This window comes from Streptococcus mitis (assembly GCF_002096835.1).
GTDB lineage: Bacteria > Bacillota > Bacilli > Lactobacillales > Streptococcaceae > Streptococcus > Streptococcus mitis_W.
In genome coordinates this window covers 173,165-191,428 of the sequence record NZ_NCVG01000021.1, presented here as the reverse complement: position 1 = coordinate 191,428, position 18,264 = coordinate 173,165, and the positions used below count along the sequence as shown (strand labels likewise).

Here is an 18,264-nt window from a genome sequence, read left to right as displayed (position 1 = left end):
GCTAAAATAAGCTCCATAATATCCATAGGGGATTTACCCACTACAAATATTATAGAGCTGAAAAATATTTGAAGCAGGTGGATAGAAGAAATCACCTGCTTTTTTCTCGTCTTTTGAAAATGATGGACATTTTGAGGATAGTATAGTTGATGAGGGATTTGATGCAGATAAGATTGTTCAGACACAAATGATGATAGAGGCAGTAAGAGATGCACCATCAAAATTAAATGATGAAGAAAGAGAAATCATTGATAAACTTTATTTCAATGATGAAACCATTCGTTCGGTAGCTGAAACAAAAAAATATCTCATCCAGCTCTCATAAAGAGAAGAAATAAGATATTGGAAAAGCTAAGAGAGTTGCTGAAAGAATTTAGATAGTAATGAGAAGAAGCGGGCAAAAAAATTTTTGTCTGCTTCTTTTTAGATATTGCAATGTTTTAACTGTTATGCTATAATAATAACAGTTAAAACACAAATAACAGTAGGGGGTTGATGATGAATATACAGATAAATAATTCCAGTGATGAACCAATATATCTGCAAATAAAAAATCAAATTAAAGCACAAATCATTTCTGGAGATTTGAAAGTGGGAGAACAACTACCTTCGATAAGATTCTTAGCGAAAGAATTAAGAGTAAGTATGTTAACTGCAAAAAGAGCTTTTGATGAATTAGAGTTAGACGGTTTTATAAATTCGGTACAAGGAAAAGGTAATTTTGTTGCAGCACAAAATAAAGAACTAATTCGCGAAGAATACTTAAAGAAAATTGAATCGAAGCTTCAAGAAGTAGTTGAACTTTCAGAAATTGCAGATGTATCCAGTGATGAATTGATAGAAATGTTAAAAAGTTATGTGGAGGGCGAATATGAGTAAATATGCTATTGAAATTAAAGATTTAGTAAAAACATTTGACAGTTTTAAACTAGGACCGGTAAATCTTACTATTCCGAAAGGAACAATAATTGGATATATCGGACAGAATGGAGCTGGTAAAAGTACAACTATAAAATTGTTACTTGGGCTTTTAAGAAAAGACTCTGGCGATATAAGACTTTTAGATGAGGAAAATCCTAATAGTGTTGAACTGAAAGATAAACTTGGAGTGGTATTTGATGATTTGTTAGTGCCGGAAGAAATGACATTAATCGATCTTGAAAAGTTTTGTCATAAAGTTTATTCAAAATGGGATAAAAAGCAGTTTTATGGATTCGTTGAAAAATTCAATTTACCACATAAAAAGATGATTAAAAACTATTCTCGTGGTATGAAAATGAAACTTTCAATGGCTGTTGCTTTATCTCACAATGCTGAACTTTTGATTTTAGATGAAGCAACAAGTGGGCTTGACCCAATTGTAAGAGAGGAAATCTTGGATTTGTTATTAGATTTTATGCAAGATGAAAATCATACAATTCTTATTTCTTCCCATATTTTATCTGACTTAGAAAAAGTGGCAGATTACATTGCTTTTATTCACAATGGAAAAATCTTATTTATGGAAACAAAAGATGAGTTAAAAGAAAACTACGGTATATGTACTTTATCCAATGAAGAAGTAAATAACATTGATGAAGAAGCCATTGTAGGAAGAAGAATACATTCTTTTGGGCAAGAGTTACTTGTTAAAAAGAGTCTTGTACCTGATGGTATCAAGTTACAAAAACCGTCAATTGAGGATATTATGATTTACTTTGTGAAAGGAGTGAGACAATAATGACAGCATTAATTTTGAAAGATATAGCTACTTTAAAAAAGACATTATTATTAACGGTTACTATCAGTATTGCACTGGCTGTATATGGAATTTATGAAAATGAATTGTTTATGATTCCGTTAATATGTGCAATGATTCCGCTTATACTTTCTGCAATCGCCTTTGGCTATGATACAAAATCAAATTTCGAACAGTTTGCATTTTCGATGCCAATAAAAAAGAGCAGTTATGTGTTGAGCAAGCTTTTCTTTGCATTTGCCTTTGGTTTGGTTGGTTCAATCTGCATTTTTGTACTGTTGATGACAAAAAATCAAATGTCATTGGATAATATAGTGTTTATTGCTTTAATTACATTAGCTGCTAGTATACTTATGTCTGCCATTCAATTACCATTTATTCTTAAATATGGTGCTGAAAAGGGTAGACTCATTATGGTAACCACTTATTTCTTAATATTTGCTTTATCAACACTGTTAAAAGAAAAGTCAAATTTTCTTGCAGAACTAATGGAGATTTTTAGTAAAAATTCTATATCAATGATTTGCTTAGGAATTTTAGTTGTAAGCATATTAATCATAGGGCTTGCAGTAAAATTGTCCGTTATGATTATGGAGAAAAAAGAATACTAGTTATAAATTATTTAATTTGTAGTTAGGTGGTAGAGATGGAAAAACCATTTTTTCCCTAATTGTCAAGTCAAGTGCAACAAAGTTGTTTTTCTGATTAAGTGAGTATCATTCAAGCTGTTTGAGTTTGCTCAAACAGCCGAAAAAATCCAGAGGTCGTCTCTGGATTTTTGATATGTTGTAAATTTATAAATCGTCTAAATTAACTACCTCCAGACCGTGTTCTGTTAAGCGATAGATGATTGAACAGACCTCTTTTAAGAAACGACGGTCATGAGAAACAGTGATGAGACCGCCTGGATAGGTGGCAAAGAGTTTTCTGATTTGGGGTTGAGAAGTGGGAGAAAAGTTTCGTGTGGGTTCATCCAGCAGGAGAAAGTTTGGTTTGCGCAAGACTAAACCCAAAAGCAGGAGTTTTCCCTGTTGTCCGCCAGATAAGGAGCGAATTTGATGCTGCATCTCTGGATAACTGAAATTGAGACTGGCTAAGTGAGATTGGATTTTCTGCAGTTCCTCTTTTTCACCAGTTTTGCTGAGATAGGCGATTGGGGATAAATCCAATTGTAGTTTTTTGTGGTAATCTTGTGGCATAAAACCAAGGGAAATCTCTCTTTTAACATTCAGAAGTCTCTGTAACTCGGCTAACAGAGTTGATTTCCCAACACCATTTGGACCTATGATACCGATTTTTTCTTGGCCATGGACAGTTAGTTGTAGTTCCTGAGCCAAAACACGGTCATCAATGGACAAATTTTCTTTTTCCAGTTGGATTAAAACTTTAGAGGCCGGTAATGGTTGGATGTCTGAGAAGAAAAGTCTGATTTCTTCCTCTTCAAGTGGTTTTTGGGTCATGGACTGAGCTACCCTTTCGTAGCGTTTTTCTTGTGAGAGGACAGTTTTCATCTTTTTAGCCAATAGGCGACCGGCAGTACTGTCTTTGGTAGCTCGAAGTGCAGTTTCTACATTTTGCTTGACTCGCCGATGTTTTTCCATGGTTTTATCGTAGGCTCTTTGGTCGTTGGCTGCTTGCTGGCTTTGTCTGGCGAAATTAGCCTTTATCTGCTCACTATAGCGATCATAGTCTAAATGCTCTACTAATGTTTCTGCTTCTTTACGGTGCTTGACCAGTCGCAAGTGGACAATAGTATCAGCCGTTTCAGAAAGAAAGTCTTCATCATGGGAAATGAAAATAACGGTTTGCCTCATCTTCTGTATCTGTCTTTTTAGCCAAACAACCGTCTCAAGGTCTAGGTCATTTGAAGGTTCATCTAAAAATAGAATCTCAAAGGGTTTGGCTAACTCATGGATGAGCTGAATTTTCAAAGCTTCGCCCCCTGATAGACTGCCAATCTCTTGGTTGCTAGCGAAACGATTGCTATCAAAATGCAATTCCTCAGCCAAACGATAGAGGATACTGTAGTCTAAATCAATAAAATCTAAAAAGAAGTAGTCATGTAGAGTTTTCTTTTTCAAGTTCTCGGGGAGTTTTTGAGGAATGTAGGCCAGTGACTGACAGTCAGACTGGATGTCTCCCTTGATAGTGAAATCAGACAAAGCTTCCCCCATTAAAATTTTAAGTAAAGTTGATTTGCCATTTCCTTCTTCACCAATAATAGCTACCTTTTCCCCGTCTTGGATAGTCATGCTTAAGTCAGATACAAGGTCTCGTAAATCTTTGTTTTGTGTGATGGTTAGATGATTGATGTTTATCATATTATTGCCCTTTCTAGAATGTCGATAGTGCATAACAAAAAGCTCTACTTTACCTAGTAGAGCCCAAAGTCTATGTCAAAAACCCCTATTAACATGCCAGAAAAAGAGCATAAAAGAGCACACAAAAAGAGACAAAAACAAGATCTACTAAATAAAGGTTCTTTATTTGATAGACTTAGTTGTTCATGTCTCCCTTACCTCCGAGTATTAGTATCTTTATCCTATACCTTTAAGGAAATTTTGTCAACAGAAAACTGGAAATTCTATGCTCTAAAATCCGAAAACAGGTCCATAAAGAGTTAGTACGTGTTTGATATGCTCGTAATGGAATTTGTCGTAGTTTCGCCAAGCGCAGCGTGCTTGATCGTTTAGTTTTAGGCTACCAAGACCAATCAGAAGACTGGTACGTTGGTAAAATTTCTCAAGATCTATTAAGATACTGTTGTCCAACTTTTCCGCTTTTTTGAGCTCTTGCAGAGTAGTATTTAGTAGCTCTTGCAGTCGAATATCATCTGCCGTACCCTGTTTGCAGCTTTGGAAACTTTTTTTTAACTCGGATAGGAGTTGGGTTGCATTAGTAATGAGTTCTTTGTCTTCCATGTGAGCATCCTCCTTGCTCTGATGTATTATTGCCTATAGTATAGCACTAAAAAACAAAAATGTCATAGTAAATATGTTAAAAAAATCGAATTTTAATTATAAAGTTTGCTGTGCTGATTTGTAGGCTTTTCATGGTATAATCAAGAGAGTAAATCTTTATGGAGGAAGTATGAAATTAAATATTCAAGAAATTCGTAAGCAGTCTGAAGGCTTGCATTTTGAACAAACGTTAGACCTAGCCGCAGACCTGCGTGCACGTAATCAAGAAATTTTAGATGTAAAAGATATCCTTGCAGTTGGGAAGGTTCAATACGAAGATCGTATGTATTTCTTAGATTATCAATTATCTTATACCATTGTTCTTGCTTCAAGTCGCAGTATGGAGCCAGTTGAGTTAGTTGAATCTTATCCAGTAACGGAAGTTTTCATGGAAGGGGCAACTAATCTGCTAGATCAAGAAGTTTTAGATGATGATTTGGTCTTGCCTATCAAAAATGGAGAACTTGACCTTGCTGAGAGCGTGTCAGACAATATCCTACTAAACATTCCTATTAAGGTTTTGACGGCTGAAGAAGAAGCTGGTAAAGGTTTTGTGTCAGGAAATGACTGGCAAATCATGACAGAGGAAGAATACCAAGCCCAACAGGCAGTTAAGAAAGAAGAAAACAGTCCTTTTGCTGGCTTACAAGGACTATTTGATGGAGACGAATAATGGTTTTATCAAAAAAACGAGCGCGAAAGGTGCTAGAAGAAATTATTGCTCTTTTTCCAGATGCCAAGCCCAGTCTTGATTTTACCAATCATTTTGAACTACTAGTTGCGGTCATGTTGTCAGCTCAGACAACAGATGCAGCGGTAAATAAGGCCACACCAGGTCTCTTTGCTGCCTTTCCAACGCCACAAGCCATGTCTGTTGCGACAGAGGGTGAGATTGCTTCACACATTTCTCGCCTGGGACTGTATCGAAATAAGGCTAAATTCCTTAAAAAATGTGCCCAACAGTTACTAGATGATTTTGATGGTCAAGTCCCTCAGACACGTGAGGAATTGGAGAGTTTGGCAGGTGTTGGTCGCAAGACAGCCAATGTTGTCATGAGTGTGGGCTTTGGAATTCCAGCCTTTGCAGTAGATACTCATGTGGAGCGTATTTGCAAACACCACGATATCGTCAAAAAATCAGCGACACCACTTGAGGTGGAAAAGCGGGTCATGGATATCTTGCCACCGGAGCAGTGGTTAGCTGCCCATCAGGCCATGATTTATTTTGGAAGAGCTATTTGTCATCCTAAAAATCCAGAGTGTGACCAGTACCCACAGTTATATGACTTTAGCAATTTATAAGATGGGGAATCAAAAGTTTTTGCTTGATTTTAAGCATGCTTTGTGCTATAGTATTTGATAACTAAATATTCCTTTAAACCTGTCCCGTGAGGCAGGCAAGGAGAACGATTAAGTAGTAGGGTGAAGTCTATACTGTTTGCAGTAGGGCTTACTTAGCTATACATTTCAAGTCTCCTTGTTTAAGGAGACTTTTCTTTTTGGAGGTTTGTCATGAAGACAAAAGAAGTTGTAGACGAATTGACCGTCAAACGAGCGATTACGCGTATTACTTATGAGATTATCGAACGCAACAAAGATTTGAATAAAATCGTCTTGGCTGGTATTAAAACTCGTGGTGTCTTTATCGCCCACCGAATCCAAGAACGTTTGGAGCAGCTAGAAAATCTTTCAGTTCCTGTTGTGGAATTGGATACTAAACCTTTCCGTGATGATGTTAAAAGTGGAGAAGATACTTCTTTGGTTTCTGTTGATGTGACAGACCGTGAAGTTATCTTGGTGGATGATGTGCTCTATACAGGTCGTACCATCCGTGCTGCTATTGATAATATTGTAGGTCATGGTCGTCCTGCGCGCGTGAGTTTAGCAGTTCTAGTCGATCGTGGACATAGAGAATTGCCAATTCGTCCAGATTACGTTGGAAAAAATATCCCAACTAGTCGTTCTGAAGAAATCATCGTAGAGATGGCAGAACTTGATGGCCAAGACAGAGTTCTGATTACTGAAGAAGCTTAGAACGCTAAAGGAGTAGCCATGTCAGAAAATCAACAAGCATTGAACCATGTGGTGTCCATGGAAGACCTCACTGTCGATCAAGTCATGAAATTGATCAAGCGAGGAATTGAGTTTAAAAATGGAGCTCAGCTTCCCTATGAGGACCATCCGATTGTCTCCAATCTTTTCTTTGAGGATTCTACACGGACGCATAAGTCCTTTGAAGTGGCAGAGATTAAACTGGGATTGGAGCGACTGGACTTTGATGTGAAGACTAGTTCAGTCAATAAGGGTGAAACACTTTATGATACCATTTTGACTTTGTCTGCTTTAGGAGTTGACGTCTGTGTGATTCGTCACCCAGAGGTCGACTACTACAGAGAGTTGATTGCTAGTCCGACGATTACGACTTCCATCATCAATGGTGGAGATGGTTCGGGACAACACCCTAGCCAGAGCTTGCTTGATTTGATGACTATTTATGAGGAATTTGGTCATTTTGAGGGTCTAAAGGTCGCTATTGCAGGTGACTTGGATCACTCACGTGTTGCCAAATCCAATATGCAGATTTTGAAACGCTTAGGTGCAGAACTTTATTTTGCTGGACCTGAGGAATGGAGAAGTCAAGAGTTTGCAGACTATGGACAGTTTGTAACCATTGATGAAATCATTGATCAGGTGGATGTCATGATGTTTCTCCGTGTGCAACATGAACGTCATGATAGTGGAGCTGTCTTTTCAAAAGAAGACTACCATGCCCAACATGGCCTGACTCAAGAACGTTATGACCGTTTGAAAGAAACAGCAATCCTCATGCACCCAGCCCCAGTCAATCGTGATGTAGAAATCGCAGATCACTTGGTTGAAGCACCAAAATCACGGATTGTCCAACAAATGACCAATGGTGTCTTTGTTAGAATGGCAATCTTAGAATCCGTACTGGCGAGTAGAAACGCCAACTAAAACACAAGACGTTAAAAGACGCCAGTGAGCGTCCACGAGAGGTGAAAATATGACAAAAAGACTTCTAGCATTAGAAGATGGCACAGTTTTTGAAGGCAAGGCCTTCGGAGCAGATATTGATGTAACAGGCGAAATCGTCTTTAATACAGGTATGACCGGCTACCAAGAATCCATTACAGACCAGTCTTATAATGGACAAATCTTGACCTTTACTTATCCTTTGGTGGGAAATTATGGAATTAATCGTGATGATTACGAATCCATTATTCCAACTTGTAAAGGAGTCGTTGTTTTTGAAGAAGCACGAAGAGCAAGCAACTGGCGCAACCAAATGACCTTGGATGAATTTTTGAAAGCCAAGAAAATTCCGGGTATTTCTGGAATTGATACGCGTGCACTTACCAAGATTATCCGTAAGCATGGTACGATGCGTGCAACCTTGACTCATGTTGGAGATAGTATGGACCATGTGACGGACCAGCTCCAAGCAACAGTTTTGCCGACAGATAATATCAAGCAGGTTTCTACTAAAACATCCTATCCAGCTCCAGGAGTTGGTTTGAGCGTGGTTCTAGTGGACTTTGGTCTTAAGCACTCAATTCTACGTGAACTTTCTAAACGCAACTGTAACGTGACAGTTGTTCCCTATTCGACAACGGCTGAAGAAATTCTCCATCTCAATCCTGACGGAGTTATGTTGTCAAACGGTCCAGGTAACCCAGAAGATGTTCCACAGGCACTGGATATGATTCGTGGTGTGCAAGGGAAAATTCCAATCTTTGGTATTTGTATGGGGCATCAACTCTTTGCAATGGCAAATGGTGCTAAGACCTACAAGATGAAATTTGGACACCGTGGATTCAACCATGCGGTACGCGAAATTGCTACAGGACGTGTGGATTTTACAAGTCAAAACCATGGTTATGCAGTTAGCCGTGAGGATTTGCCAGAACACTTGATTATCACCCACGAAGAAATCAATGACAAGTCAGTTGAAGGTGTGCGTCACAGATACCAACCTGCTTTCTCTGTTCAATACCACCCAGACGCAGCCCCTGGTCCACACGACGCTAGCTACCTATTTGATGAGTTTATCGAGATGATGGAAGCTTTTAAACAATCAAACTAAGAACGAGTAAAAGCTCGTCGGAGAATTTATGTAACTGAACACGGACGGAAAGCTCGGAATTTAGAGCAACCAACTTGTATTATCAATCTTTCTTGGTTTCCTAACATTCAATTACTTTCTATTCGTCCTTTGTATCTTATTTAATGTCGCTCTGTGAGGCGACGAATAGAAAGGCAGGTCGTTTCTTTTAGTCGCTATCAGGCGAACTAAAAACTCCCTGCACTAGATTTTTTACCGAAAAGTATCGTTTCGCTAAAAAATCGTCGGAGAATTTATTTAATGGCAACCCGAGAGTTGCCGAATAGAAAGGAGAAGATACATTGTTCGCGGAAGTGAACACGCCCTAAGAACTGTGTGAAAAAGATAAACATCGTCTTGACGCTAAAGGCGTCTGCACCGAGTTTCCTATTTTCACTGTGTTCTTTACGGGCTTTGTATCATAAACTATGCCTAAACGTACTGATATTCAAAAAATTATGGTGATTGGTTCTGGTCCGATTATTATTGGTCAGGCTGCTGAGTTTGACTATGCTGGGACCCAGGCTTGCTTGTCGTTGAAAGAGGAAGGTTATGAGGTTGTTTTGGTTAACTCAAACCCTGCAACCATCATGACAGACAAGGAAATTGCTGATAAGGTTTATATTGAACCGATTACACTTGAGTTTGTGACACGTATTCTTCGTAAGGAACGTCCAGATGCCTTGCTACCAACACTCGGTGGGCAAACTGGTCTTAATATGGCCATGGAATTATCTAAAAATGGTATCCTTGATGAGCTTGGTGTTGAGCTTCTGGGAACTAAATTATCTGCCATCGACCAAGCGGAGGACCGTGACCTCTTTAAACAATTGATGGAAGAGCTCAACCAACCAATTCCAGAATCTGAAATTGTAAACACTGTTGAAGAAGCTGTTGCCTTTGCAGCGACAATTGGTTACCCAGTCATCGTTCGTCCAGCCTTTACTCTTGGTGGTACTGGTGGTGGTATGTGTGCCAATGAGGAAGAATTGCGTGAAATCGCTGAAAATGGGTTGAAATTATCACCTGTTACCCAATGTTTGATTGAGCGTTCAATTGCAGGTTTCAAGGAAATTGAGTACGAAGTGATGCGTGACTCAGCTGACAATGCTTTGGTTGTTTGTAACATGGAAAACTTTGATCCAGTCGGAATTCACACAGGGGATTCCATTGTATTTGCCCCTGCGCAAACCATGTCAGACTATGAAAACCAAATGCTTCGTGACGCTAGCTTGAGCATCATTCGAGCCCTCAAGATTGAAGGTGGATGTAACGTTCAGCTAGCCCTTGATCCACATAGCTTCAAATACTATGTCATCGAAGTAAACCCTCGTGTATCGCGTTCGTCAGCCCTTGCTTCTAAGGCGACAGGTTACCCAATTGCCAAATTGGCTGCTAAGATTGCCGTCGGTTTGACCTTGGATGAGGTTATTAACCCAGTCACGGGTTCAACCTATGCCATGTTTGAGCCAGCCCTCGACTACGTGGTTGCCAAGATTCCACGTTTCCCATTTGACAAGTTTGAAAAAGGGGAGCGTCGTCTGGGTACACAAATGAAGGCCACTGGAGAAGTCATGGCAATCGGTCGAAACATCGAAGAATCTCTCCTTAAGGCCTGTCGCTCCCTTGAAATTGGGGTGCACCACAATGAAATGCCTGAACTTGCCAGTGTTTCAGATGATGACTTGATTGAAAAAGTAGTCAAAGCCCAAGACGATCGTCTTTTCTATGTATCAGAAGCAATTCGTCGTGGCTACACACCAGAAGAAATTGCAGAGCTTACAAAAATTGATATTTTTTATCTGGATAAACTCTTGCATATCTTTGAAATTGAGCAGGAGTTGGGCGCACATCCTCAGGATGTCGATGTCCTGAAAACAGCTAAACTAAATGGATTTTCAGACCGTAAGGTTGCTGAACTCTGGGAAACGACAGCTGACCAAGTTCGCCAACTTCGTTTGGAAAACAAGATTGTTCCTGTTTATAAGATGGTAGATACTTGTGCGGCAGAATTTGACTCTGAAACACCATACTTCTATTCAACCTATGGTTGGGAAAACGAGTCTATCAAGTCTGATAAGGAATCCGTTCTAGTTCTAGGTTCAGGTCCAATCCGTATCGGTCAAGGGGTCGAGTTTGACTACGCAACTGTTCATTCAGTTAAGGCTATCCAGGCAGCTGGTTATGAAGCTATTATCATGAACTCAAATCCAGAGACCGTTTCAACAGACTTCTCTGTATCAGACAAGCTTTACTTTGAGCCATTGACATTTGAAGATGTTATGAACGTCATTGACTTGGAGCAACCAAAAGGTGTTATTGTTCAGTTCGGTGGTCAAACAGCTATCAACCTAGCTGAGCCATTGGCTAAAGCAGGTGTGACTATTCTTGGTACGCAAGTAGCTGACCTAGACCGTGCGGAAGACCGTGACCTCTTCGAGCAAGCTCTAAAAGATTTGGATATTCCACAGCCACCAGGACAAACGGCTACCAATGAAGAAGAAGCAGTTCTTGCAGCTCGCAAGATTGGCTTCCCAGTTCTTGTCCGCCCATCTTATGTACTTGGTGGACGTGCCATGGAAATCGTTGAAAACGAAGAAGACCTTCGCTCTTATATGCGTACTGCGGTTAAGGCAAGTCCAGACCACCCTGTTCTTGTTGACTCTTATATCGTCGGACAAGAGTGTGAAGTCGATGCCATTTCAGACGGACAAAATGTCCTCATCCCAGGTATCATGGAGCATATTGAACGTGCTGGTGTCCACTCAGGTGACTCAATGGCCGTTTACCCACCACAAACCTTGTCGCAAAAGGTGCAAGAAACAATCGCAGACTATACTAAACGCCTAGCAATCGGTCTTAACTGCCTTGGAATGATGAACATCCAGTTTGTCATCAAGGATGAAAAAGTCTATGTTATTGAGGTCAATCCACGTGCTAGCCGTACGGTGCCATTCCTTTCTAAGGTAACCAATATCCCTATGGCTCAAGTAGCAACCAAGCTCATTCTGGGTCAAAAACTTGAAGAACTTGGCTACCAAGATGGACTTTACCCTGAAAGTACCCGCGTTCATATCAAGGCACCTGTCTTCTCCTTTACGAAACTAGCTAAGGTAGACAGCTTGCTCGGTCCTGAAATGAAGTCAACAGGTGAAGTTATGGGTTCTGATACGACTTTGGAAAAAGCTCTCTATAAAGCCTTTGAAGCTTCTTACCTACACTTGCCAACCTTTGGTAATGTTGTCTTTACTATCGCTGATGATGCCAAAGAAGAGGCCTTGGATTTGGCTCGTCGTTTTCAAAATATTGGCTATGGAATCCTCGCGACAGAAGGGACAGTAGCCTTCTTTGCCAGTCATGGATTGCAAGCCCAACCTGTTGGTAAGATTGGTGATGATGATAAGGATATTCCAAGTTTTGTTCGCAAAGGAAGAATCCAAGCTATCATTAATACAGTAGGAACCAAACGAACTGCAGACGAAGATGGTGAGCAGATTCGTCGTTCAGCTATTGAACACGGAGTGCCCCTCTTCACAGCCCTAGATACAGCTAACGCCATGCTCAAAGTATTGGAAAGCCGTAGTTTTGTCACAGAAGTGATCTAGTTGAGAAAAATTTTTTCATATTTTTAAAACCAGCGTCAGAAAACGCTGGTTTTTTTCAATACTGTTCTTGCTTGTTTTAACTATCATGCTTTCCTTAAGAATCATTTCAAAATGTGATATAATAAGAATAAATTGGAAATAGGAAATTATTTTCATTATATTTTCAAAACTCCATTAATAAAATAGGCAAAGACAAGATTAGAAAGTGAATATTCCGATGTCTTCTTACAAAAAGGTCTCTCTTTCTGAGATCAATCAATCTATTGAAACTCCGAATAACAATCATTTTTGGCAAAATCTAAAAGCATTTTTAGGTTCTGGAGCTCTTGTGGCAGTTGGTTATTTTTTATTTTAAAGACTTGTCCTGAGCCCATTCGTATTTATATCATAAAGTTAGCTAATAAGAAATGAAGGGCAGTAAGCCAAGCAATCACTTTGGAGTTTCAAAGTTTTATTTTAAGCTTTCTTTAAGAAAACTATATTATTCTGAAGAACTCTAAAATTTCACAGCCATTTATTAGTAATGACTACAGAATTCCTAGTCACTACTAGAAATGGACTAGTTTCTTTGAATAATGGAACTGCTTAATCCTCCTATTCTAGAACAGGAGGGCCGGTATTTCTTTCATGATAGGACTAGATTGTGGTATAATAGAGAGAATAAGTTTTTTTAGTAAGACAAAGGAGAAAATAGATGATTTATGCAGGAATTCTTGCTGGTGGAACTGGCACACGTATGGGAATCAGTAACTTGCCAAAACAATTTTTAGAGCTAGGTGATCGACCTATCTTGATTCATACAATTGAAAAATTTGTCTTAGAACCAAGCATTGAAAAAATTGTGGTTGGTGTTCACGGAGACTGGGTTTCCCATGCAGAAGATCTTGTAGATAAATATCTACCTCTTCATAAGGAGCGTATCATTATTACAAAAGGTGGTGCTGACCGTAATACGAGTATTGAGAAAATCATTGAAGCCATCGATGCTTATCGTCCGCTTACACCAGAGGACATCGTTGTTACCCACGATTCTGTTCGTCCGTTCATTACGCTTCGCATGATTCAGGACAATATCAAACTTGCTCAAAATCATGATGCAGTGGACACAGTGGTAGAAGCGGTTGATACTATCGTTGAAAGCACTAATGGTCAATTCATTACAGATATTCCAAATCGTGCTCACCTCTATCAAGGACAAACACCTCAAACATTCCGTTGCAAGGACTTCATGGACCTTTACGGCTCTCTCTGCTGAAGAGAAGGAAATCTTGACAGATGCATGTAAGATCTTTGTAATCAAAGGAAAAGATGTGGCCTTGGCTAAGGGCGAATACTCAAACTTAAAAATCTCAACAGTGACAGATTTGAAGATTGCAAAAAGTATTATTGAGAAAGACTAGCGATATGATTAATCAAATTTGTCAACTGACTAAGCCCAAGTTTATCAACGTCAAATACCAGAAAGAGGCTATTGACCAAGAGAATCATATCCTTATCCATCCCAACTACATGGCGGTCTGTCATGCGGATCAGCGTTACTACCAAGGAAAACGTGATCCGAAGATTTTGAATAAAAAGCTTCCAATGGCAATGATTCACGAGTCATGTGGAACCGTTATTTCTGACCCTACAGGAACCTACGAGGTTGGGCAAAAAGTTGTCATGATTCCTAATCAGCCTCCTATGCAGAGCAATGAAGAATTCTATGAGAACTACATGACAGGGACTCATTTCTTGTCTAGTGGCTTTGATGGCTTTATGAGAGAGTTTGTTTCTCTTCCTAAAGACCGTGTGGTGGCTTATGATGCTATCGAAGATACGGTTGCAGCCATTACAGAGTTTGTCAGTGTCGGTATGCACGCTATGAATCGTCTATTGACCCTTGCTCATAGCAAGCGGGACCGAATTGCCGTTATCGGAGATGGAAGTTTAGCATTTGTGGTTGCCAATATTATCAACTATACTTTGCCAGAAGCAGAGATTGTTGTTATTGGTCGTCATTGGGAAAAGTTGGAACTCTTCTCATTTGCCAAAGAATGCTATATCACTGACAATATTCCTGAAGATTTGGCCTTTGACCACGCTTTTGAGTGTTGTGGTGGTGATGGTACTGGACCAGCCATTAATGACTTGATTCGCTACATTCGTCCTCAGGGAACGATTCTTATGATGGGAGTTAGCGAATATAAAGTCAATCTCAATACTCGTGATGCCTTAGAAAAGGGCTTGCTCTTGGTTGGGTCCTCTCGTTCTGGTCGCATTGATTTTGAAAATGCAATCCAAATGATGGAAGTCAAGAAATTTGCCAATCGTCTTAAAAATATCCTTTATCTAGAAGAACCTGTAAGAGAAATTAAAGATATTCACCGTGTCTTTGCGACCGATTTAAACACAGCCTTTAAAACAGTGTTTAAGTGGGAAGTATAAGTGCTGGAGGTTAATTGTGGAGAAAATCATTAAAGAAAAAATTTCATCCCTACTTAGTCAAGAAGAGGAAGTCCTCAGTGTTGAACAACTGGGGGGAATGACCAATCAAAACTATTTGGTCAAAACAACAAATAAGCAATACATTGTTAAATTCTTTGGTAAAGGGACAGAAAAGCTGATCAATCGTCAAGATGAAAAGTACAATCTTGAACTACTAAAGGATTTAGACTTAGATGTAAGAAATTATCTTTTTGATATTGAAGCTGGTATCAAAGTAAATGAGTATATCGAATCTGCGATTACGCTTGATTCAAGGTCAATCAAGACTAAATTTGACAAAATTGCTCCAATATTACAAACCATTCATGCATCTGGTAAGGAATTAAGGGGAGAATTTGCTCCTTTTGAAGAAATCAAAAAATACGAATCCTTAATTGAAGAAAAAATCCCGTATGCTAACTATGAAGCAGTTCGAGAAGAAGTCTTCTCCTTAGAGAAAAGACTGGCTGACTTAGGTGTTGACAGAAAATCTTGTCACATCGATTTGGTACCTGAAAACTTTATCGAATCACCTCAAGGACGTCTATATCTGATTGACTGGGAATATTCATCAATGAACGATCCAATGTGGGATTTGGCTGCTCTCTTTTTAGAGTCTGAATTCACTTCCCAAGAGGAAGAAGCTTTCTTATCTCACTATGAGAGTGAGCAAACACCTGTCTCTCGTGAAAAGATTGCAATCTATAAAATTTTGCAAGATGCTATTTGGAGTCTATGGACAGTCTACAAAGAAGAGCAAGGTGCAGATTTTGGTGACTATGGTGTGAATCGTTACCAAAGAGCTGTCAAAGGTTTGTCCTATTATGGAGGTTCAGATGAAAAATAAAAATGGAGTTTCTTTTGGTCTACTCTCAGGTATTTTCTGGGGGTTGGGTCTGACAATTAGTGCTTATATCTTTTCAATTTTTACTGACTTGTCGCCCTTTGTGGTAGCCGCTGCTCACGATTTCTTGAGTATCTTTATCTTACTAGCTTTTCTCTTGGTAAAAGAAGGAAAAGTTCGTCTCTCAATTTTCTTAAATATTCGCAATGTTAGTGTGATCATCGGAGCCTTGCTAGCAGGCCCTATCGGTATGCAGGCCAATCTTTATGCAGTTAAGTATATCGGTAGTTCTTTAGCTTCATCTGTATCGGCTATTTATCCTGCGATTTCAGTTTTATTGGCTTTCTTCTTTTTGAAGCACAAGATTTCGAAAAATACTGTGTTTGGGATTGTCTTGATTATTGCAGGGATTATTGCTCAGACCTATAAGGTTGAACAGGTCAATTCCTTCTACATTGGTATTCTCTGTGCTTTGGTTTGTGCTATTGCATGGGGAAGTGAGAGTGTTCTTAGCTCCTTTGCTATGGAAAGTGAATTGAGTGAAATCGAAGCCCTCTTAATCCGTCAAGTGACTTCATTCTTGTCCTATCTTGTGATTGTGCTCTTCTCTCATCAGTCATTTGCAGAAGTAGCTAATGGACAATTGTTAGGTCTTATGATTGTCTTTGCAGCCTTTGATATGATTTCCTACTTGGCTTATTATATCGCTATCAATCGCTTGCAACCAGCCAAGGCTACAGGTCTTAACGTGAGCTATGTAGTATGGACAGTCTTGTTTGCAGTTGTTTTCTTGGGTGCACCGCTAGATATGTTGACAATTATTACGTCACTTGTCGTTATTGCTGGAGTTTATATTATTATTAAAGAATAAAGGAGATTCGTGTGAAAGCCATCATCTTAGCAGCGGGCTTGGGAACTCGCTTGCGTCCTATGACTGAAAATACCCCTAAAGCCTTGGTTCAGGTTAATCAAAAACCCCTGATTGAATACCAAATTGAGTTTCTCAAAGAAAAAGGAATTAACGACATCATCATCATCGTTGGTTACCTTAAAGAACAATTCGATTATTTAAAAGAGAAATATGGTGTTCGCCTCGTCTTCAATGATAAATACGCTGACTACAATAACTTTTACTCTCTCTATCTTGTAAAAGAAGAATTAGCTAACAGCTATGTTATTGATGCCGATAATTATCTCTTTAAAAATATGTTCCGCAATGATTTGACACGTTCGACTTATTTTAGTGTCTATCGTGAAGATTGTACTAATGAATGGTTCTTAGTCTATGGCGATGACTACAAAGTTCAAGACATTATTGTTGATAGCAAGGCAGGTCGCATCCTTAGTGGTGTATCCTTCTGGGATGCTCCAACTGCAGAAAAGATTGTCAGCTTTATTGACAAGGCTTATGCAAGTGGTGAATTTGTTGATCTCTACTGGGACAATATGGTTAAGGATAATATCAAAGAGCTGGATGTCTATGTTGAAGAATTAGAAGGCAATAGTATCTATGAAATCGATAGTGTCCAAGACTATCATAAATTAGAAGAAATTCTTAAAAACGAAAATTAAAGATTCCAACATCTGGCTAAAATAGTCGGATGTTTTTTTGATTTTTTACGAATAGATAGATGAGTAGAAAAAGAAATGGAGATATTTATGAAAATCACAAACTATGAAATCTATAAATTGAAAAAATCAGGTTTGAGCAATCAACAGATTTTAAACGTTCTAGAATACGGTGAAAATGTCGATCAAGAACTGTTGTTAGGAGATATTGCAGATATATCAGGTTGCAGAAATCCAGCTGTTTTTATGGAACGTTATTTTCAGATAGACGATAAGCATTTGGAGAAGGAGTTTCAAAAATTTCCATCTTTCTCTATTTTAGACGACTGTTATCCTTGGGATTTAAGTGAAATATACGATGCGCCTGTGCTTTTATTTTACAAGGGAAATCTTGACCTCTTGAAATTTCCTAAGGTAGCAGTTGTGGGCAGTCGTGCTTGTAGCAAACAGGGAGCTAAGTCAGTTGAAAAAGTCATTAAAGGCTTGGAAAATGAACTGGTTATTGTCAGTGGCTTAGCCAAGGGTATTGATACAGCAGCTCATATGGCAGCTCTCCAGAATGGCGGAAAAACCATTGCAGTGATTGGAACAGGTCTGGATGTGTTTTATCCTAAAGCCAATAAACGCTTGCAAGACTACATCAGCAATGAGCATCTGGTTCTCAGTGAATATGGACCTGGCGAACAACCTCTAAAATTTCATTTTCCTGCCCGTAATCGCATCATCGCTGGACTTTGTCGTGGTGTGATTGTAGCAGAGGCTAAGATGCGTTCAGGTAGTCTGATTACCTGTGAGAGAGCAATGGAAGAAGGGCGCGATATCTTTGCAATTCCTGGTAGCATTTTAGATGGACTATCAGACGGTTGCCATCATTTGATTCAAGAAGGGGCAAAATTGGTCACCAGTGGGAAGGATGTTCTTGCGGAATTTGAATTTTAATACTCTTCGAAAATCTCTTC

Annotated in this window: 16 protein-coding genes and 3 pseudogenes; 17 read left to right on the top strand and 2 right to left on the bottom strand. The window is 39.1% G+C overall.

The genetic code is table 11. The annotated features are described in order from the left end of the window. Positions 1-20 precede the first annotated feature (20 nt). The 4 genes and pseudogenes from B7699_RS09705 (at position 21) to B7699_RS05125 (ending at position 2,349) form a co-directional block, all read left to right on the top strand. Positions 21-381, top strand: a pseudogene (locus tag B7699_RS09705) (sigma-70 RNA polymerase sigma factor region 4 domain-containing protein). A gap of 117 nt (positions 382-498) precedes the next feature. Beyond that, positions 499-879 (top strand): GntR family transcriptional regulator, encoded by a 381-nt coding sequence (locus B7699_RS05135; protein ID WP_001025498.1) that lies wholly within the window; start codon positions 499-501, stop codon positions 877-879. Then, positions 872-1,720 carry an ABC transporter ATP-binding protein gene (locus B7699_RS05130; protein ID WP_084927341.1) on the top strand — a complete coding sequence of 283 codons (849 nt, stop codon included), beginning with the start codon at positions 872-874 and terminating at the stop codon, positions 1,718-1,720. Before B7699_RS05135 ends, B7699_RS05130 begins: the two co-directional genes overlap by 8 nt. Beyond that, the gene (locus B7699_RS05125) at positions 1,720-2,349 is read left to right on the top strand and encodes an ABC-2 transporter permease (RefSeq protein ID WP_084927340.1); all 630 of its coding nucleotides are present in this window, start codon (positions 1,720-1,722) and stop codon (positions 2,347-2,349) included. The genes B7699_RS05130 and B7699_RS05125 overlap by 1 nt, the downstream gene beginning before the upstream one ends. A 183-nt stretch (positions 2,350-2,532) precedes the next feature. Here B7699_RS05125 and B7699_RS05120 read toward each other — a convergent pair whose 3' ends face one another. Further along, a complete protein-coding gene (locus B7699_RS05120; protein ID WP_084927339.1) occupies positions 2,533-4,092 on the bottom strand; it encodes an ATP-binding cassette domain-containing protein in 1,560 nt (519 codons plus the stop codon). A 237-nt stretch (positions 4,093-4,329) separates the two neighbouring features. Further along, positions 4,330-4,659 carry a helicase BlpT gene (locus B7699_RS05115; RefSeq protein ID WP_084927338.1) on the bottom strand — a complete coding sequence of 110 codons (330 nt, stop codon included), beginning with the start codon at positions 4,657-4,659 and terminating at the stop codon, positions 4,330-4,332. Between the two features lie 169 nt (positions 4,660-4,828). Between B7699_RS05115 and B7699_RS05110 the strand changes: the two genes are divergently transcribed. The 13 genes and pseudogenes from B7699_RS05110 to dprA all read left to right on the top strand — a co-directional run bounded on the left by B7699_RS05110 (position 4,829) and on the right by dprA (position 18,244). Beyond that, positions 4,829-5,371 (top strand): YceD family protein, encoded by a 543-nt coding sequence (locus B7699_RS05110; protein ID WP_084927337.1) that lies wholly within the window; start codon positions 4,829-4,831, stop codon positions 5,369-5,371. Next, entirely contained in the window at positions 5,371-6,000 is a 630-nt protein-coding gene (gene nth / locus B7699_RS05105) for an endonuclease III (protein ID WP_033681985.1), read from the top strand. The genes B7699_RS05110 and nth overlap by 1 nt, the downstream gene beginning before the upstream one ends. 210 nt (positions 6,001-6,210) lie before the next feature. Continuing rightward, the gene (gene pyrR, locus B7699_RS05100; protein ID WP_000850023.1) at positions 6,211-6,732 is read left to right on the top strand and encodes a bifunctional pyr operon transcriptional regulator/uracil phosphoribosyltransferase PyrR; all 522 of its coding nucleotides are present in this window, start codon (positions 6,211-6,213) and stop codon (positions 6,730-6,732) included. 18 nt (positions 6,733-6,750) lie between these two features. Beyond that, complete coding sequence (locus B7699_RS05095; protein ID WP_004260121.1) at positions 6,751-7,674, top strand: aspartate carbamoyltransferase catalytic subunit; 924 nt, start codon at positions 6,751-6,753, stop codon at positions 7,672-7,674. A 49-nt stretch (positions 7,675-7,723) separates the two neighbouring features. Next, positions 7,724-8,803 (top strand): carbamoyl phosphate synthase small subunit, encoded by a 1,080-nt coding sequence (locus B7699_RS05090; RefSeq protein WP_084927336.1) that lies wholly within the window; start codon positions 7,724-7,726, stop codon positions 8,801-8,803. 446 nt (positions 8,804-9,249) lie between these two features. Next, positions 9,250-12,426 carry a carbamoyl-phosphate synthase large subunit gene (carB, locus tag B7699_RS05085; RefSeq protein WP_084927335.1) on the top strand — a complete coding sequence of 1,059 codons (3,177 nt, stop codon included), beginning with the start codon at positions 9,250-9,252 and terminating at the stop codon, positions 12,424-12,426. 217 nt (positions 12,427-12,643) lie between these two features. After that, positions 12,644-12,769, top strand: a pseudogene (locus B7699_RS09450) (Nramp family divalent metal transporter); the annotation flags it as partial. Between the two features lie 351 nt (positions 12,770-13,120). Further along, positions 13,121-13,826, top strand: a pseudogene (locus B7699_RS05080) (IspD/TarI family cytidylyltransferase). A gap of 4 nt (positions 13,827-13,830) precedes the next feature. Then, positions 13,831-14,853 carry a ribitol-5-phosphate dehydrogenase gene (locus B7699_RS05075; RefSeq protein WP_084927334.1) on the top strand — a complete coding sequence of 341 codons (1,023 nt, stop codon included), beginning with the start codon at positions 13,831-13,833 and terminating at the stop codon, positions 14,851-14,853. Between the two features lie 16 nt (positions 14,854-14,869). Then, complete coding sequence (gene licA / locus B7699_RS05070; RefSeq protein WP_084927333.1) at positions 14,870-15,739, top strand: choline kinase LicA; 870 nt, start codon at positions 14,870-14,872, stop codon at positions 15,737-15,739. Next, a complete protein-coding gene (locus tag B7699_RS05065; protein WP_000791828.1) occupies positions 15,729-16,607 on the top strand; it encodes a DMT family transporter in 879 nt (292 codons plus the stop codon). The genes licA and B7699_RS05065 overlap by 11 nt, the downstream gene beginning before the upstream one ends. A gap of 11 nt (positions 16,608-16,618) precedes the next feature. Continuing rightward, complete coding sequence (locus tag B7699_RS05060) at positions 16,619-17,308, top strand: sugar phosphate nucleotidyltransferase (RefSeq protein ID WP_000643965.1); 690 nt, start codon at positions 16,619-16,621, stop codon at positions 17,306-17,308. Between the two features lie 87 nt (positions 17,309-17,395). Further along, positions 17,396-18,244, top strand: coding sequence for a DNA-processing protein DprA (gene dprA, locus B7699_RS05055; protein WP_084927332.1), 849 nt, complete (start codon positions 17,396-17,398; stop codon positions 18,242-18,244). The last annotated feature ends 20 nt before the right edge of the window (positions 18,245-18,264 follow it).

Excerpts from the sequence above, each read along its gene's own strand:
- carB (WP_084927335.1), top strand. The coding sequence starts at position 9,250 with ATGCCTAAACGTACTGATATTCAAAAAATTATGGTGATTGGTTCTGGT.
- B7699_RS05115 (WP_084927338.1), bottom strand. The coding sequence starts at position 4,659 with ATGGAAGACAAAGAACTCATTACTAATGCAACCCAACTCCTATCCGAG.
- B7699_RS05095 (WP_004260121.1), top strand. The coding sequence starts at position 6,751 with ATGTCAGAAAATCAACAAGCATTGAACCATGTGGTGTCCATGGAAGAC.
- B7699_RS05110 (WP_084927337.1), top strand. The coding sequence starts at position 4,829 with ATGAAATTAAATATTCAAGAAATTCGTAAGCAGTCTGAAGGCTTGCAT.
- B7699_RS05120 (WP_084927339.1), bottom strand. The coding sequence starts at position 4,092 with ATGCACTATCGACATTCTAGAAAGGGCAATAATATGATAAACATCAAT.
- B7699_RS05090 (WP_084927336.1), top strand. The coding sequence starts at position 7,724 with ATGACAAAAAGACTTCTAGCATTAGAAGATGGCACAGTTTTTGAAGGC.
- B7699_RS05065 (WP_000791828.1), top strand. The coding sequence starts at position 15,729 with ATGAAAAATAAAAATGGAGTTTCTTTTGGTCTACTCTCAGGTATTTTC.
- dprA (WP_084927332.1), top strand. The coding sequence starts at position 17,396 with ATGAAAATCACAAACTATGAAATCTATAAATTGAAAAAATCAGGTTTG.
- B7699_RS05125 (WP_084927340.1), top strand. The coding sequence starts at position 1,720 with ATGACAGCATTAATTTTGAAAGATATAGCTACTTTAAAAAAGACATTA.
- B7699_RS05075 (WP_084927334.1), top strand. The coding sequence starts at position 13,831 with ATGATTAATCAAATTTGTCAACTGACTAAGCCCAAGTTTATCAACGTC.
- B7699_RS05130 (WP_084927341.1), top strand. The coding sequence starts at position 872 with ATGAGTAAATATGCTATTGAAATTAAAGATTTAGTAAAAACATTTGAC.
- nth (WP_033681985.1), top strand. The coding sequence starts at position 5,371 with ATGGTTTTATCAAAAAAACGAGCGCGAAAGGTGCTAGAAGAAATTATT.
- B7699_RS05135 (WP_001025498.1), top strand. The coding sequence starts at position 499 with ATGAATATACAGATAAATAATTCCAGTGATGAACCAATATATCTGCAA.
- pyrR (WP_000850023.1), top strand. The coding sequence starts at position 6,211 with ATGAAGACAAAAGAAGTTGTAGACGAATTGACCGTCAAACGAGCGATT.